At 72.7% G+C, this 14,430-nt stretch carries 15 protein-coding genes; 11 read left to right on the top strand and 4 right to left on the bottom strand.

The window, feature by feature from the left end; all coding sequences use genetic code 11:
* Positions 1–20 precede the first annotated feature (20 nt).
* On the top strand, positions 21–1,148 hold the full coding sequence (locus J2X68_RS23685; protein ID WP_310434557.1) for an NAD(P)/FAD-dependent oxidoreductase: 1,128 nt from the start codon (positions 21–23) through the stop codon (positions 1,146–1,148).
* Here J2X68_RS23685 and J2X68_RS23680 read toward each other — a convergent pair.
* Complete coding sequence (locus J2X68_RS23680) at positions 1,132–1,833, bottom strand: TetR/AcrR family transcriptional regulator (protein ID WP_399040644.1); 702 nt, start codon at positions 1,831–1,833, stop codon at positions 1,132–1,134. The genes J2X68_RS23685 and J2X68_RS23680 overlap by 17 nt on opposite strands.
* 100 nt (positions 1,834–1,933) lie before the next feature.
* On the opposite strand from J2X68_RS23680, the gene J2X68_RS23675 reads away from it, so the two are divergent.
* Entirely contained in the window at positions 1,934–2,497 is a 564-nt protein-coding gene (locus J2X68_RS23675) for an NAD(P)H-dependent oxidoreductase (RefSeq protein WP_310434555.1), read from the top strand.
* Positions 2,498–2,824: 327 nt separating this feature from the next.
* Positions 2,825–3,769: an FkbM family methyltransferase gene (locus J2X68_RS23670; RefSeq protein ID WP_310434554.1), complete on the top strand. Its 945-nt coding sequence runs from the start codon at positions 2,825–2,827 to the stop codon at positions 3,767–3,769.
* 127 nt (positions 3,770–3,896) lie between these two features.
* Here the strand turns inward: J2X68_RS23670 and J2X68_RS23665 are convergent, their stop codons facing one another.
* On the bottom strand, positions 3,897–5,351 hold the full coding sequence (locus J2X68_RS23665) for an MFS transporter (RefSeq protein ID WP_399040641.1): 1,455 nt from the start codon (positions 5,349–5,351) through the stop codon (positions 3,897–3,899).
* A 167-nt stretch (positions 5,352–5,518) separates the two neighbouring features.
* On the opposite strand from J2X68_RS23665, the gene J2X68_RS23660 reads away from it, so the two are divergent.
* The 4 genes from J2X68_RS23660 (at position 5,519) to J2X68_RS23645 (ending at position 8,026) form a co-directional block, all read left to right on the top strand.
* On the top strand, positions 5,519–5,974 hold the full coding sequence (locus J2X68_RS23660) for a MarR family transcriptional regulator (RefSeq protein ID WP_310434552.1): 456 nt from the start codon (positions 5,519–5,521) through the stop codon (positions 5,972–5,974).
* Positions 5,975–6,297: 323 nt separating this feature from the next.
* Positions 6,298–7,419 (top strand): PP2C family protein-serine/threonine phosphatase, encoded by a 1,122-nt coding sequence (locus J2X68_RS23655; RefSeq protein WP_310434551.1) that lies wholly within the window; start codon positions 6,298–6,300, stop codon positions 7,417–7,419.
* 86 nt (positions 7,420–7,505) lie between these two features.
* Entirely contained in the window at positions 7,506–7,739 is a 234-nt protein-coding gene (locus J2X68_RS23650; RefSeq protein WP_399040639.1) for a response regulator, read from the top strand.
* Positions 7,736–8,026, top strand: coding sequence for a DUF3500 domain-containing protein (locus tag J2X68_RS23645; RefSeq protein ID WP_310434550.1), 291 nt, complete (start codon positions 7,736–7,738; stop codon positions 8,024–8,026). Before J2X68_RS23650 ends, J2X68_RS23645 begins: the two co-directional genes overlap by 4 nt.
* Before the next feature lie 50 nt (positions 8,027–8,076).
* Here J2X68_RS23645 and J2X68_RS23640 read toward each other — a convergent pair whose 3' ends face one another.
* A complete protein-coding gene (locus J2X68_RS23640) occupies positions 8,077–9,465 on the bottom strand; it encodes an AbfB domain-containing protein (RefSeq protein WP_310434549.1) in 1,389 nt (462 codons plus the stop codon).
* Between the two features lie 247 nt (positions 9,466–9,712).
* Between J2X68_RS23640 and J2X68_RS23635 the strand changes: the two genes are divergently transcribed.
* From J2X68_RS23635 to J2X68_RS23620, 4 genes are all read left to right on the top strand, one after another.
* Positions 9,713–11,161: an amidase gene (locus J2X68_RS23635; RefSeq protein WP_310434548.1), complete on the top strand. Its 1,449-nt coding sequence runs from the start codon at positions 9,713–9,715 to the stop codon at positions 11,159–11,161.
* Positions 11,162–11,163: 2 nt separating this feature from the next.
* Positions 11,164–11,382: a hypothetical protein gene (locus J2X68_RS23630; RefSeq protein ID WP_310434547.1), complete on the top strand. Its 219-nt coding sequence runs from the start codon at positions 11,164–11,166 to the stop codon at positions 11,380–11,382.
* A gap of 136 nt (positions 11,383–11,518) precedes the next feature.
* Complete coding sequence (locus J2X68_RS23625; RefSeq protein WP_310434546.1) at positions 11,519–12,901, top strand: SPFH domain-containing protein; 1,383 nt, start codon at positions 11,519–11,521, stop codon at positions 12,899–12,901.
* Positions 12,902–12,945: 44 nt separating this feature from the next.
* Positions 12,946–13,392: a type II toxin-antitoxin system PemK/MazF family toxin gene (locus tag J2X68_RS23620; protein WP_171400962.1), complete on the top strand. Its 447-nt coding sequence runs from the start codon at positions 12,946–12,948 to the stop codon at positions 13,390–13,392.
* Here J2X68_RS23620 and J2X68_RS23615 read toward each other — a convergent pair.
* The gene (locus tag J2X68_RS23615) at positions 13,377–14,237 is read right to left on the bottom strand and encodes a TIGR02452 family protein (protein ID WP_310434545.1); all 861 of its coding nucleotides are present in this window, start codon (positions 14,235–14,237) and stop codon (positions 13,377–13,379) included. The two genes, J2X68_RS23620 and J2X68_RS23615, sit on opposite strands and share 16 nt — an antisense overlap.
* Between the last annotated feature and the right edge of the window lie 193 nt (positions 14,238–14,430).

Below are 14,430 nucleotides of genomic sequence, written 5' to 3'. Positions count from 1 at the left end.
CCACGACCACAGGAGGACCCATGCACCACCCCGTAGCGATCATCGGCGCCGGACTCGGCGGCCTCACCCTCGCCCGCGTGCTGCACGTGCACGGCATCGAGGCGGCCGTTCACGACCTGGACGCCTCCCCCGACGCCCGCACCCAGGGCGGCATGCTCGACATCCACGGGGACTCCGGCCAGGAGGCACTGCGCGCCGCCGGGCTGCACGAGGAGTTCCGCACGCTGGTCATGCCCGGCGGCCAGGCCACCCGGGTCCTCGACAAGGACGCGACGGTCCGCTTCGAGGGCGCCGACGACGGGACCGGGGACCGCCCCGAGGTCGACCGGGGCGCCCTGCGCGACCTGCTGCTGCGCTCACTGCCCGAGGGAACGGTCCGCTGGGGCGCGAAGGTCACCGGCGCGCGGCCGCTGGACGGCGGACGGCACGAGGTGCGTCTCGAGGACGGCTCCGTGTTCACCACGGACCTGCTGGTCGGCGCCGACGGCGCCTGGTCGCGGATCCGTCCACTGGTCTCGGACGCGCGGCCCGCGTACACGGGCGTGTCGTTCGTGGAGACGGACCTGCTGGAGGCGGACACCCGGCATCCGGTGAGCGCCGGGGTGGTCGGCGGCGGGTTCCTCTTCGCCCTCGGCGCGGACAAGGGCTTCCTCGCCCACCGCGAGCCCGACGGCAGTCTGCACGTCTACACCGCCCTGCGGGTCGCCGAGGACTGGGCGACCCGCATCGACTTCGGCGACCCGGAGGCGGCCAGGAATCACGTCCTGGAGCACTTCACGGACTGGGACAAGAGCCTGCGGGCGCTGGTCGCCGACGCGGACGGTCCTCTGGTGCCGCGCCTCATCCACGCCCTGCCCGTCGGACACCGCTGGGACCGCGTCCCCGGCGTCACCCTGCTCGGCGACGCCGCCCATCTGATGTCGCCGTTCGCGGGCGAGGGCGCCAATCTCGCGATGCTGGACGGCGCCGAACTGGGCCTGGCCCTGGCCGCCCGCCCGGGCGAGCGCGAGGCCGCGCTGGCCGCCTACGAGGAGCGGCTGTTCCCGCGCAGCGCGGCGGCCGCGGCGGACTCCGCCCGCAGCGGCGTGGCCCTGTTCGCCGAGGACGCCCCGCAGTCCGTCGTCGACCTGTTCACCGCGGGGCCCTGACCGGCGTCCCGCTCGCCACACCGCTGGTCACCCGGTCGACCAGCTCGCTCCAGCCGGCTTCCAGGCGCTCCGCCGGCATGCCGCACTGCCGGGTGAGGTGGTGCACGAGGACCGGGTTGAGGTACCCCATCAGGGTGTGGGCCAGCAGCTCGGCGTCCGCGTCGGGCAGCGCCTCGCGCAGCAGCAGCACCAGGTGACTGTGGTGGACCCGGCGCGGTGGCACGGAGTACCGGCGGTCCGGTCCCGGCTCTGCCGCCAGCTGAAGGTCCAGTTCGTCCACGGCCCGCCGGAGCATGGCGACGCCGAACGCCCGCAGCCGCGCGACGGGCTCCGCGCCCGGCCCCAGCGGCGGGGGACCGCTCAGGAACGCGGCCTGGAAGTTCCGTTCGGAGTGGTCCAGGAGCGCCGTCAGCAGCCCGGTGCGGTCGCCGAAGCGCCGGAACACCGTGCCCTTGCCGACGTTCGCCGCACTCGCCACCGCCTCCATCGTGACCCCGGCCGCGCCGTGCTCGGCGATCAGCCGGGCGGCGGCGTCCAGCAGCCTGGCCCGGTTGCGGGCCGCGTCGGCGCGCAGGCACGGCTCGTCTCCGGCCGGGCCCAGTTGCAGCAGCTCGTGCTCGGTCAGGCTCTCCTCGGGCTCCGGACAGGGAGGCAGAACGGCGGACATGAACTCAGCGTAAAGCATCGGGAATCAAACTGGACCGCGGTCCGGTTAGGATGCTAGAACAATAAACGGACCTCGGTCCGGATTCGTAACGGCACTGTTTCAGCCTCTGGGAGTACCCATGTCTGTCCGCATCCTCGCGCTCGTCGGCAGCCTTCGCGCCGGTTCGACCAACCGCCAGCTCGCCGAGGCGGCCGTCAAGGTCGCTCCCGAGGGCGCCACCGTCGACCTCTTCGAGGGCCTGGCCGAGATCCCGTTCTACAACGAGGACCTCGATGTCGAGGGCAGCGTCCCGGCCGCCGCCGCCAAGCTGCGCGCCGCCGCCCAGGCCGCCGACGCCTTCCTGCTCTTCTCCCCCGAGTACAACGGCACCATCCCGGCCGTGCTGAAGAACGCGATCGACTGGCTGTCCCGCCCGTACGGCGCCGGCGCCTTCGGCGGCAAGCCGGTGGCCGTGGTCGGCACCGCGTTCGGCCAGTTCGGTGGCGTGTGGGCGCAGGACGAGGCCCGCAAGGCCGTGGGCATCGCCGGCGGCAAGGTCATCGAGGACCTCAAGCTCTCCATCCCGGGCTCGCTGACCCGCTTCGCCGAGACCCACCCGGTGGACGACGCCGAGGTCGCCGCGCAGCTGACCGAGGTCGTGGCCCGTCTGCACGGCCACGCGGGCGAGGCCGCGGCCGCCTGATCACCCTGAGCGCCTGATCACCCTGACCGGCTGAGCGCCCGAGCGGCTGAGCGGCGCGACAGCGTCACGGGCGCGGCGGCAGACGGCGAAGGGGGCCCGGAACACTTCCCGGGCCCCCTTCGCCGTCCGGAGCGCTTCAGCCGCCGGGGGACACCGTCCCGACCGGCCTTCGCGCTGCGGCCTTCGCGTCTGCGGCCCTCGGGCGTCTTCGGCCTCAGCATCTTCGGCCTTCGCGGCTGCGGCCTTCTGTCTTCCTCCGGTCATCCGATCGGAGAATCTCGTTCAACCCGCGGACCGCCTCCCGTCGCGTCTGATAGGGCTGGGGAGATGCGGACCCTCTATCGACGACTGCTCGGCCTGATGCCCCGTATCGGCGTCCAGGTGACCGATCTCGGCCCGGGGACCGCGTTGGTCTCCCGGCGCGCCGCCTACCGGGTGACCGGCGCGGACAAGGACACCTGGGTGCTGCGCCGGACCCGGGACGCGGCACGGTCCGAGGTCGCCGAGGGCGGCACCGTCCGGTTGGGCGACACCGGCGCGCTGCTCCTGATGGAGAACCCGGGCGGGCAGGACGAGCGCAGACTCCAGCTGGCGGCCGCCGAGTACCTCTGCACCCAGCACGTGGCCGCGATGCTGGAGCTCTACGGCGTGAACTGCGTCTTCGACGTCGGCGCCAACAACGGCCAGTACGCCAGGCGGCTGCGCCGACTCGGCTACTCCGGCCGGATCGTGTCCTTCGAGCCCACCTCGGAGACGTTCGCCCGGCTCGAGAAGGCCGCCGCCGCCGACCCCGACTGGCGGGTGTACCGGTGCGGTCTGGGCCGCGAGGGGACGACGGCCGAGATCCACATCGGCTGGAAGACGATGAACTCGCTGCTGCCGGCCAGCGACTACGGCAAGGGCCGGTACAGCAGGTTCACGAAGGCCGACACCGAGGAGATCCGCGTCCGCCGGCTCGACGAGGTGATGGCCGAGGCCCTGGACGGCCTCGCCGACCCGCGCCCCTACCTGAAGATGGACACCCAGGGCTACGACCTGGAGGTGTTCGCCGGAGCCGGGGAGCGGATCGCGGAGTTCGTGGGGATGCAGTCCGAGGTCGCGGTGCTGAAGCTGTACGAGGGCAGCCCCGGCATGGGCGAGGCCGTCGCGGTCTACGAGGCCGCCGGGTTCGGCATCACCGGCATGTACCCCGTGACGCGCGAGGCGACCACGGGGCGCGTGATCGAGTTCGACTGCGTGCTGATGCGCGCGGACGCCGCGCCCACACCGTAGAGCGCGGCGTCGGCGCAGGGAGGACGAAGGGGGGCGGGCCTGTCGCGGCCGCCCCCCTCCCCCGGCTCAGGCCTCGGCCCACGCCTCCGCCGGGCTCAGACCTCCGTGGGCTCACGCCTCCGTGGGCTCAGACCTTGGCCTGTTCGGGCGCGGCGGTCTGGTCGGGCGCGTCATCGGCTGCCGCGGCGCGGGCGGCGGGGATGGCGGCGGCGATGGCCGCGGAGATCAGCGCGAGTGCGCCACCGACCAGGAGCGCGGTGCGGAAACCGTCCTCGGAGGCGAAGGTGTGGCCGCCCATGGTCGTGGTCATCCGGGAGAGGATCACGCCGATGACGGCGGAGCCGATCGAGGTGCCGAGCGAACGCATCAGGGTGTTGAAGCCGTTGGCGGCGGCGGTCTCCGTGAGCGGGACCGAGCTCATGATCAGCGCGGGCATGGCGCCGTAGGCGAGGCCCACGCCGCCGCTGGTGATGAGCGTGACCACCATGACGCCCCAGGCGGAACCCATCAGAACCAGCGAGACGAAGTATCCGCAGGCCAGCACCAGCGCGCCGCAGACCAGTGTGAACTTCGGGCCGCGGGCGTTGGTGAGCTTTCCGCCGAGCGGGGAGATCAGCATCATCATCAGGCCGCCGGGCGCCATCCACAGACCGGCCGCGAGCATCGACTGGCCGAGGCCGTAGCCGGTGGCCTCGGGGAACTGGAGCAGCTGCGGCATCACCAGCATGCTCGCGTACATGCCGAAGCCGATGAAGACCGAGGCGAGGTTGGTGAGGAGCACCCGGGGGCGGGCCGTGGTGCGCAGGTCGATCAGCGGGTCGGTGGTGCGCGTCTCCCACAGGCCCCAGCCGACGAGGGCCACGACCGCGGCGGCGGACAGACCGAGCGTGGTGCCCGAGGCCCAGCCCCAGTCGGCGCCCTTGGAGACCGCGAGCAGCAGCGAGACCAGACCGACGCCGAGGCCGATGGCGCCGGGCAGGTCGAACCGCTGGCCCTTGGCGCCGGCGGGGACGTCCGGGACGAGCACGAAGATCAGGACGGCGACGACGGCGGCCAGGGCGGCGGAGCCCCAGAACAGCACACGCCAGTTCGCGTACTGGGCGACCGCGGCGGCCAGCGGCAGGCCGATGGCGCCGCCGATGCCCATGGAGGCGCTGACCAGCGCGATGGAGCCGCTGAGCTTCTCGGCCGGGACGACGTCCCGCAGCAGCGCGATGCCGAGGGGCACCATGCCCATGCCCATGCCCTGGAGACCGCGCCCCACGATCATCGTCACGACGTCGGAGGCGAACGCGCACACCACCGAGCCCACGATCAGCGGCACGGAACAGGCGAGCAGCATCCGGCGCTTGCCCAGCAGGTCGCCGAGACGGCCGACGACCGGCACGCACACGGCGGCCACCAGCAGGGTGACCGTGATCACCCAGGCCGCGTTCGAGGACGAGGTGTCCAGGATCTGCGGCAGCTCGGCGATGAGCGGGGTGACCAGCGTCTGCATGATCGCCGCGGTGGTGCCGGCGAAGGCCAGCGTGGCGACCACGGCGCCCGGGCGGGCCGTGGGCTGGAGAGCGGGGGCGCCCATGGGGACTCCTCGACTTGGAAGGTGCGGTGAGGTCCGCGGGAGGGATCTGCGCGGAAGGAAGCGAAGGGTGTGCATCGTACATGTCGTGTGTATCAAGCACATGCTGTGGGGCGTGCACAGTGGTGTGCCAGGATGGTGCGGAAGCACGGAAGCGGGAGGTCGGGCACATGGAGACGCCGACGCACGAGGTCGAGTACGAGCAGATGCTGCTCAGCCGCCACACGTTCCTGAACCAGCGGGGCGGTCGCCGCAAGAACAGCCTCATGGAGCGCAGCGCCTACATCCTGCTCAGCCGGATCCGGGTCCAGGGGCCCATGTCGATCGGCGAGCTCAGCGAGGCCTTCGGGCTGGACGCTTCCACCCTCAACCGGCAGACCGCGGCGGCCATGCGGGCCGGGCTCATCGAGCGGATCCCCGACCCGGAGGGCGGCATGGCCCGCAAGTTCCGGCTCACCGACGAGGGCACACGCCTGCTGGACTCGGAGCGCGAGGGGATCGTGGACATCCTGGACCAGGTCATGACCGACTGGCCGGACGAGGACATCGCCGCCTTCGCGGGCTATCTGCGGCGCTTCAACTACGGCATCGAGGCCATCGGCGGCCGCCCCTGGCCGCGCCCGTGACGGTGCGGCCGCTCCCGACCGGCTGATCCTCCTCGTGAGGCCGGGCGTCGCCCCCCGACCGGAAGCGGCGGTGCTACGACGCGCCGGGCGCCGCGCTCGGACCCGTGCCGCCCGGCTGCCGGACGGTCCCGCCGGCCCCGCGGGAGCGGCGGTGACGGTGGTCGGCGTGGGTGTGCCCGTCCCGGCGGCTGCGTCGCTCCCGCCGCCGCACGCGGTGGCGGACCTGTCCGGGACCGCCGGGAACCCGGCCCCGGCGCCACCACCCGCCCGGGCCGACCACCTGTCTAAAGTACAGAGAGATCACCACCTGCGCGGGAGTTCCCATGACCGGTCCCCGTCGGATCCGCCCCACCGACACGCTCGGAGCCATCGAGCCCCCGGGCAACGCCGAGACGGTCGTCGGTGTGCTGTCGGTGACGGTCCTGGTGGAGGTGCTCGGCGTCCTGTCCGGGTCCGAGGTGTGGCTCCTCGGGCTGCTGGTCTTCCTGCCGGGCACGGCGTCGGCGCTGTGCACCGTCCAGCAGACGAAGTTCGTCGCCGCGTGGACCACCCTGTTCGTCACCCTCACGCTGCTCGTACGGGCCGACGACAACGGCCGGTGGCTCGACCGGGCGCTGCTGGTGCTGCTCACCCTCGCGCTGGGAGCCGCCTCCGTCTACGCCTGCCACCGGCGCATCGCGCGGGAGCACGAGATGCTGCGGCTGCGCTCCACCGCCGCCGCCATGCAGCGGCACATCCTGCACCCCCTGCCCCTGCTCACCGACGACGTGCTCGTCAACGGCGTCTACGAACCCGTGCAGGAGGACCGGCTCGTCGGCGGTGACATCTACGACGTCGTCGCCTCGCCCTTCGGCACGCGCGTGCTGATCGGGGACGTACAGGGCAAGGGGCTGGCCGCCGTGGGCGCCGCGTTCGCCGTCATCGGCGCCTTCCGCGAGGCGGCCCACCGGGAACCGACGCTCACCGCGCTCGTCGACGCCCTGGACGCCGCGGTGGTGCGGCACAACTCCTACGCCGAACAGACCGGCGACGACGAGCGGTTCGTCACCGCGCTGATCATCGGTGTCGACGCGGGCACGGAGGCGCAGGTCGTCAACTGCGGTCACATCCCGCCCCGGTTGATGCACGACGGCACGGTCACCACACCGGCGGTGGATACCGGCGTCCCGCTCGGGCTCGCCGAACTGGCCGACGAACCCACGACGGTCGAATGGTTCGCCTTCCCGGCCGGTTCCACGCTGGTGCTGACCACCGACGGCCTCACCGAGACCCGCGCCCGCGACGGCAGCTTCTACCCGGTCGACGAGCGTCTTTTGAAGCACCTCGACCTCTCCCCCACCGACCTGCCCCTGGCACTGCACGAGGACGCCCGCGCGTACGCCGGGATCGACCGCCGCCACGACGACGTCGCCGTGCTGACCGTGCGCCGGTCACCGCGTCACTGAACCGCGCCGCCGGCCGGTCGGCCCCTCCCATGGCGCGCTCAGCCCACGCACACGCTCCTCATGGCGAACGGAGAGAGGGTCGCGCCATGTCTGGCGTCCCCGGCACCCGTGCAGGCGCGGTTCGCGTGCTGATCGTCGACGACGAGCCCGAGCTCACCGAACTGCTGTCCGCGGCCGTGACCGAGGCGGGGTGGAAGTCCTTCTCGGCGGCCGACGGACGCGGCGCGCTGCGCATCGCCCGGGACTGCTCCCCGCACGTCGTCGTCCTCGACGGCATGCTGCCCGACGTCGACGGGGTCGAGGTGCTGCGCAGGAGGTGACGCTGGCCGAGGTCCGCAAGCACCTCGACGACACCTACGTCACCTGGGCAGGCGGCACCGGCGACGACGACGCCTTCTACGTCCGCGTCCACAGCCCCCCCCGTCTGGATCGAGGTCGACTGCCAGGCTCCGGGCCCCCTGGCGGGCGCGTACGGCGCCACCCAGGGCAGCGGCGCGACGCAGAAGCACGTCCACTCCGTCGTGCGCACGCCCGACGGCAACGGCTACGGCAGGGAACTCCTCAGGCAGCACTACCTGACGTCGCCGCACCACCGGTGAGGTCGTAGCGGTCGCCCACCGGGCCGGGGTCCCCGTCGCCCCGGCCCGGTCCACGGGCTCAGGCCCAGGCGGTCGTCGCCACGAAGGAGCTGTCCTGGCGGAACAGGTCGGTGCCGTCCGACTGTTCCACCCGCAGCTGGTAGTTGTAGTGGCGCAGGTAGTAGCCGGGGTAGTTGTACGACTCGAAGCGGACCGAACCGCTCGCCGAGCCCGTCCGGGGGATGAAGGTGGCGTCCTTCGCGAAGGATGCCGTGCCGTCGTCGGCGTCGAAGCGGCCCCGGAAGGAATAGTGGCGCAGGTAGTTGCCGGCGGCGTCGCGGAACGAGCAGGCGTTCGCGTCGGCGAGGCCCGCCACGACGGTGAAGGTCGACGCCTGCTTCTCGGCGGTGGTGCTGGAGCTGGTCACCACGGGCAGGTTGAGCAGGGCGGACTGCTCCTGCCAGTAGCGGGTGCCGTAGTTGGCGGACCGCAGGGAGCGGGTGGCGTTCTTCGTGAGAGCGGGCCCGCCGGTCACCGTCTCCTTGATGACGGTGAAGTGCCGCGCCGTGCCGGAGATGCCGGGCAGCGCCTTGGGCGCGCTCCAGGTGGCGAAGGAGTCGTGGCTGTCGCTGTAGTAGTAGGCGCCGTCGCCGTAGCCGTCGAAGAAGATCCGCCAGGCGCCGTTGTCGAGCCGGATGACGGACGGGCCCTCACGGTAGCTGCCCCAGCCGGCCCAGTCGCCCGTCCTGGTGATCGTGTACGGGCCGGTCAGGCTCGACGCCGTGCCGTACTCGATGTACTTCGCCGTCTCGTTCTTGGTGAACGCGTGATAGGTCGAGCCGACCTTCACGATGCAGGTGTCGATGTGGTTCGCCCCGATGCCGGACAGCGCGACCGGTGAACTCCACGCGGTGAGGGCCGCGTTGGTGGCCTTCAGCAGATACGGGGTGAAGATCCACTCGTCGCTGGTCACCGAGCAGGACACGATGACGCTGACGCTGCCGTCGCTGTCGACGAACCACTCCGGCGCCCAGGCGCGGGAGAGGCCGGTGATCGGGACGGTGTAGTCGTACAGGAACGTCCAGTTGACCCGGTCGGAGCTGCGGGCGAAGCCGATCGTGGTGCTGGCGTCCTGCCAGGTGTGGGTCGTGTAGGTGACGTAGTAGTAGCCGTCGGTGTGCTTGAAGATGCTCGCGTCGCGGATGCGGTTGGCGGGCGGGGTGTAGGCGGAGGCCCGCACCAGCCGGAAGTCGGTGGCGTCGTCGGACTGGTAGACGTTCACCGTTGCGTCGTTGCTGTCGAGGAACGGCACGATCGTGTAGCGGGTCGCCGATCCGGCGGCCGGCGCTGCGGCCAGGGCCGTGCCGAGCAGGCCGGGCGCCTCGCCGAGCACGAGTGCCGTGGCGGGCAGGACGGCCATCGCGCGCAGCAGGGCACGACGGGACGGGGCGGGGGGTCGGGTCGTCATGGCGGCTCTCCTACGGCTCAGAGTTCGACATGCCGAACAAGGTTCGGAAAGTCGATCAGAAGGTAGGGGTGGGGCAGGGACACGTCAATCCCTTGCGCAGGAACGGGCGATGCCTGTGGGACGACTGTGGCGGGGCGGCCCCCGCCCTTGTGGCGGACGGTCGAACCGGGTCCGTCCGCGCGCCGTTCCACCGCCGGGCCGCCAGACGTTACCGTGCGGTAGACATCGTCGTCCCGGAGGTGCCCGCATGACGCCCGACCGTGCCGCAGGCCTGACCGCCACCGCCCGCGCGCTCGCCGAGGGCGAGGTGTCCTCCCGCACGCTCGTCGAGCGGACCCTCGCCCGGATCGAGGCGAGCCAGGGCACCCTCAACGCCTTCCGGATCGTCCGGGCCGAAGCGGCTCTCGCCGAAGCCGACGCGGCCGACCGGGAGTTGGCGACGGGGGGCCGGCGACCGCTGCTCGGGGTCCCCGTCGCCGTGAAGGACGACATGGACGTGGCGGGCGAACCGACCGCCTTCGGCTGCCAGGGCGTGCACCCCGTGGTCGCCGAGGACGGCGAGGCGGTACGCCGGCTGCGGGCGGCCGGGGCCGTGATCGTCGGGAAGACCAACACCTGCGAGCTGGGCCAGTGGCCGTTCACCGAGGGCCCGGCCTTCGGCGCGACCCGCAACCCGTGGAACACCGAGCACACCCCGGGCGGCTCCTCCGGCGGTTCGGCGGCCGCGGTCGCGGCGGGTCTGGTGCCGGCCGCGCTCGGCTCGGACGGGGCCGGTTCGGTGCGCATCCCCGCCTCCTGGACGCATCTGGTCGGCATCAAGCCGCAACGCGGCCGCATCTCGACCTGGCCGCGCGGCGAGTCCTTCCACGGCATCACGGTCAACGGCACGCTGGCCCGCACGGTCGCGGACGCGGCGCTGCTGCTCGACGCGGCCGGCGGCAACCACGCGCACGACCCGCACCGGCCACCCGCCGTGGACGCCTCGGCCGCGGTGGGACGCGACCCCGGCCGGCTGCGGATCGCGCTGTCGCTGAAGCCGCCCTTCACCGCCGTGCCCGCCCGGCTCCGGCCCGAGGTGCGCGCCCGTGTCCTCGACGTCGCCGAGCGGCTGGCGGGCCTCGGGCACACGGTCGAGGAGGCCGACCCGCCGTACGGGCAGATCGGCCTCGCCTTCTTGCCCCGGGCGACCGCGGGCATCGCCGAGCGGGTCGCCGAGGCCCCCTTCCCCGCGCTGCTCGACCGGCGCACCCGGGGCGCCGCCCGGATGGGCCGGCTGCTGGGCGGGGTCCCGCTGCGGGCGGCCCGGCGCGCGGAGGCCGTCCTGCACCGCCGTATCGGTGGCTTCTTCGGGACGTACGACGTGGTCCTCGCGCCGACGACGGCCGCTCCCCCGCCCCGCATCGGAGCCATGCTGGAGCTCGGCGGATTCGCCACCGACCGCGCGATGATCGCCGCCTGCCCCTATGCCTGGCCGTGGAACGTGCTGGGCTGGCCCGGCGTCAACGTCCCCGCGGGACTCGCGCCCGGCGGGCTGCCGGTCGGGGCGCAGCTGCTCGGCCCGGCGAACAGCGAGCCGCTGCTGATCTCGCTCGCCGCCGGACTGGAGGCGGATCTGCGCTGGCACGAGATGTGGCCGCCGGAGCCGATCACCGTGGAAAGCCGTGCGGCGCGGGGGCGTTCCGCCCCTACCCTGTGACCATGGACGATACGTCGATGGTCGGGCTCATGGGGCGGGTCACCGGAACGGTCGGGCCCGGGCTCGTCGGCGAGGTGATCGTCCGGGTGCGCGGCGGTGCCGAGCACTTCCTCGCCTACGCCGCCACGGGCACCGAGCGCATCGAGCGGGGGACGATGGTCACGGTGGTGGAGTACCTCCCGCCACGGACGGTCTATGTCTCCGCGATGTACGGCGGTTGAAGCCGCGTATGCCCGCCGTGAGCCGTATGTACCAAGCGGGCAACAGCAGTTCGGCCCCGTCTGTACACGGCACGCGCGCGGGCCCACACTCCCGTTACGTTCGGTGCCCCGAGGGCACCCTGCACCGGGGGAGTGCATGCCCATGGAAGTCGGTCTCATCGTCGGGGCGGCCGTAGGCGCCGTCCTCGTCCTGATCGGTGCGTTCAAGTTGATGTGGCGCGTCGCGGAACCCAACGAGGCGCTCATCATCTCCGGTTCGAAGCACAAGCTGGAGGGTCTCGAGGAAGGCATGGGGTTCCGCATCGTCACCGGGCGGGGCACCCTCGTGACGCCCGGGATGCAGGCCGTGCGCAAGCTCTCGCTCGACCTGAACCAGACGGAACTGCACGTGGACTGCGTGACCCACCAGGGGATCCCGCTGAAGGTGCGGGGCGTGGTCATCTTCAAGGTGGGCGACGACTTCGTGTCGATCGCCAACGCGGCCCGCCGCTTCCTCGACCAGCAGAAGCTGATGGCGGAGCGCGTGCACACCGTGTTCGCCGGTCATCTGCGGGCCATCGTCGGCGGACTGACGGTCGAGGACATGATCCGCGACCGGGAGAAGCTGACCGGACAGGCACGTGCCGCGTGCGGTACGGAGATGGAGAAACTGGGCCTGATCGTGGACTCCCTCCAGATCCACGAGATCGAGGACCCGACCGGGTACATCAAGAACCTCTCCGCCCCGCACCTGGCCGCCGTGCGGAGGGACGCGCGCATCGCGCAGGCCGAGGCCGACCGTCTCGCCACCGAGGCCGAGCAGCTGGCGTTCGGCCGGATGGCGGAGGCCACCCGGGACAGCGAGATCCTCAAGGCCGGGTACCAGGCCGAGCAGGACAAGGCCAACGCCAAGGCACGGCAGGCCGGGCCGCTCGCCGACGCCGCCGCCCGCCAGGAGGTGGTGGTCCAGGAGACGCGGGTGGCCGAACTCGAGGCGCAGCGGCGCGAGCAGCAGCTCCAGGCCGATGTCCGCAAGCCGGCCGACGCCAAGGCGTACGAGAAGCGGACGCTGGCCGAGGCCGAGCGCGACGCCCGGATCTCGGCGGCCGAGGCCAAGGCGACGGAGACCCGCTCCACCGGTGAGGCGGAGGCCGCCGCCACGCAGGCGAAGGGTCTCGCCAAGGCCGAGGCCAACCGTGCCCAGGGGCTCGCCGAGGCCGACGCCATCAAGGCGAGGGCCGCCGCCCTCGCCGAGAACCAGGAGGCCGTGGTCGCCCAGCAACTCGCCGAGAAGTGGCCGGAGATCGTCCAGGCGGGCGCGTCCGCGTTCGGCAACGTCGACAACATGGTGGTGCTCAACGGCGCCGACGGGGTGGCCGACATGTTGGCCAAGGCGCTCACCATGGGCGGGACGGGGCTGGGGCTGGCCCGTCAGCTGCTGTCCTCGATGAACCAGAACGGGCAGGCGGTGAACGGCACTTCCTCCCTCAACGGGGTGGCGAACCCGCCGTCGCAGCATGTGCCGGTCGAGGAGAAGTGACCCGCTGACGACGCGGTCACGGGGGCACCGCTTAAGGTGCCCCCGTGACCGCGTTTACCGATGAAGACGTCCCGGGCCGCTCCGGCCCCTCCGCCACCACCGAGGCCGACCCCCGTGAGGTCGGGCGGGTGCGCACCGAGTACTCCCCCGCGCACGACGGCGACCCGGACCCCGGCGAGATCGTGTGGACCTGGGTGCCCTTCGAGGAGAACGACGGCCGGGGCAAGGACCGCCCGGTGCTCGTCGTCGCCCGGGAGGCGGGCGGGACCTTCCTCGCCGTACAGCTGTCGAGCAAGCGGCACGACGGCGACCGCGAGTGGGTGCCGATCGGCGGCGGGCCCTGGGACCGGTCCGGCCGGGACTCCTGGGTGGACGTCGACCGCGTGCTGCGGCTGCACGAGGACGGCATGCGCCGCGAGGCCTGCGCGCTGGACCGGATGCGGTTCAACCTGGTCCGGCACCGCCTGCACGAGCGTTACGGCTGGACCTGAGCGGCCGTCCGGGCGAACACCCTCTCGAAGGCGCCCCGCACCACGCTTCCCGGCGTCCGGTCCAGTACCCCGAACGTCACGTGCACGAATGTCCGTTCGAAGCGCCCGCCGGGGCCGAGCAGCGCCCGGAACGCCTCCGCCACCTGCGCGGGGTCGTTGCGGAACACCCCGCAGCCCCAGGCGCCCAGCACCAGGCGCCGGTAGCCGTGCGCGGCGGCCGTCTCCAGGACCCGCCCGGCCCGGACGGCCAGCGCGCCCGGCAACTCGGCCGCACGCTCCGGGGCCGTCCGCAGCACCACGCCCGCGTTCGGGGCGGCGGCCGTCAGGAAGCCGACGTCGTAGGGCCGGTCGAGCAGACGGCCCCGGTCGTCGCGGAAGACGGGCACGGCCGGTGAGTGGATGACGCGGTCCGTGTAGAACGGGTCGCGGTGGGCCCGGTGATGGTCGTAGAACTCCCGGGCCTCCAGCAGGCAGACGTACAGCGCGGAGGCCCGGCACAGGGCCTCCTCCTGCGCCTGCGCCCCGTTGAGGTAGCCGCCCCCGGGGTTGCGGGCGGAGGCGAAGTTCAGCACGGCGACCGGCCCCGCGGCGACGAGCCGGCGGGCCGCCTCCAGGCTGCTCTCGCCGGTGACCTCGACGACCGTGCCGCCCAGGGCGTGCGCCGGAGCGCCCGCGGAAGGCCTCTCCGGCGCCCCGACCGGTCCCGGACCCGCCGTCCGGGTCCCCGCCCGGGCGGCCTCGATCGCCTCGGCGAGAACCACCTCGCGCCCGTCGGACGCGCGGTAGCGCCCCGCCGCGACGATCTGCTCCGTCTCCCGCGCGATGCCGCGCAGCCGCGCGCTCATGGAGCCACCCCCGTGGACCCCATGGCCGCGCGCCGCTTGGCCTCCCCCACCCCGTCCGTCTCCCCCGTCGTGCTCATACACGCATCGTGAGCGATCCTGGACATGGCGTGCAACAGGGTTTTCCGGGCCGGGAAACACTCCGAGGACCGGTCGGGAACGCCTGGAAAACAGCTCGAACTCGGTCCCGAATGTA

It is taken from the genome of Streptomyces sp. 3330 (assembly GCF_031456635.1).
In the GTDB taxonomy this organism is placed as follows: domain Bacteria; phylum Actinomycetota; class Actinomycetes; order Streptomycetales; family Streptomycetaceae; genus Streptomyces.
Note: the sequence above shows the minus strand (reverse complement) of the source record. Positions and strands in the feature narration are given on the sequence as shown.

Coding starts and splice junctions, on each gene's coding strand:
- J2X68_RS23655 (WP_310434551.1), top strand. CDS start 6,298: ATGACCGGTCCCCGTCGGATCCGCCCCACCGACACGCTCGGAGCCATC.
- J2X68_RS23635 (WP_310434548.1), top strand. CDS start 9,713: ATGACGCCCGACCGTGCCGCAGGCCTGACCGCCACCGCCCGCGCGCTC.
- J2X68_RS23670 (WP_310434554.1), top strand. CDS start 2,825: ATGCGGACCCTCTATCGACGACTGCTCGGCCTGATGCCCCGTATCGGC.
- J2X68_RS23625 (WP_310434546.1), top strand. CDS start 11,519: ATGCCCATGGAAGTCGGTCTCATCGTCGGGGCGGCCGTAGGCGCCGTC.
- J2X68_RS23650 (WP_399040639.1), top strand. CDS start 7,506: ATGTCTGGCGTCCCCGGCACCCGTGCAGGCGCGGTTCGCGTGCTGATC.
- J2X68_RS23680 (WP_399040644.1), bottom strand. CDS start 1,833: ATGCTTTACGCTGAGTTCATGTCCGCCGTTCTGCCTCCCTGTCCGGAG.
- J2X68_RS23640 (WP_310434549.1), bottom strand. CDS start 9,465: ATGACGACCCGACCCCCCGCCCCGTCCCGTCGTGCCCTGCTGCGCGCG.
- J2X68_RS23675 (WP_310434555.1), top strand. CDS start 1,934: ATGTCTGTCCGCATCCTCGCGCTCGTCGGCAGCCTTCGCGCCGGTTCG.
- J2X68_RS23615 (WP_310434545.1), bottom strand. CDS start 14,237: ATGAGCGCGCGGCTGCGCGGCATCGCGCGGGAGACGGAGCAGATCGTC.
- J2X68_RS23660 (WP_310434552.1), top strand. CDS start 5,519: ATGGAGACGCCGACGCACGAGGTCGAGTACGAGCAGATGCTGCTCAGC.
- J2X68_RS23685 (WP_310434557.1), top strand. CDS start 21: ATGCACCACCCCGTAGCGATCATCGGCGCCGGACTCGGCGGCCTCACC.
- J2X68_RS23630 (WP_310434547.1), top strand. CDS start 11,164: ATGGACGATACGTCGATGGTCGGGCTCATGGGGCGGGTCACCGGAACG.
- J2X68_RS23665 (WP_399040641.1), bottom strand. CDS start 5,351: ATGGGCGCCCCCGCTCTCCAGCCCACGGCCCGCCCGGGCGCCGTGGTC.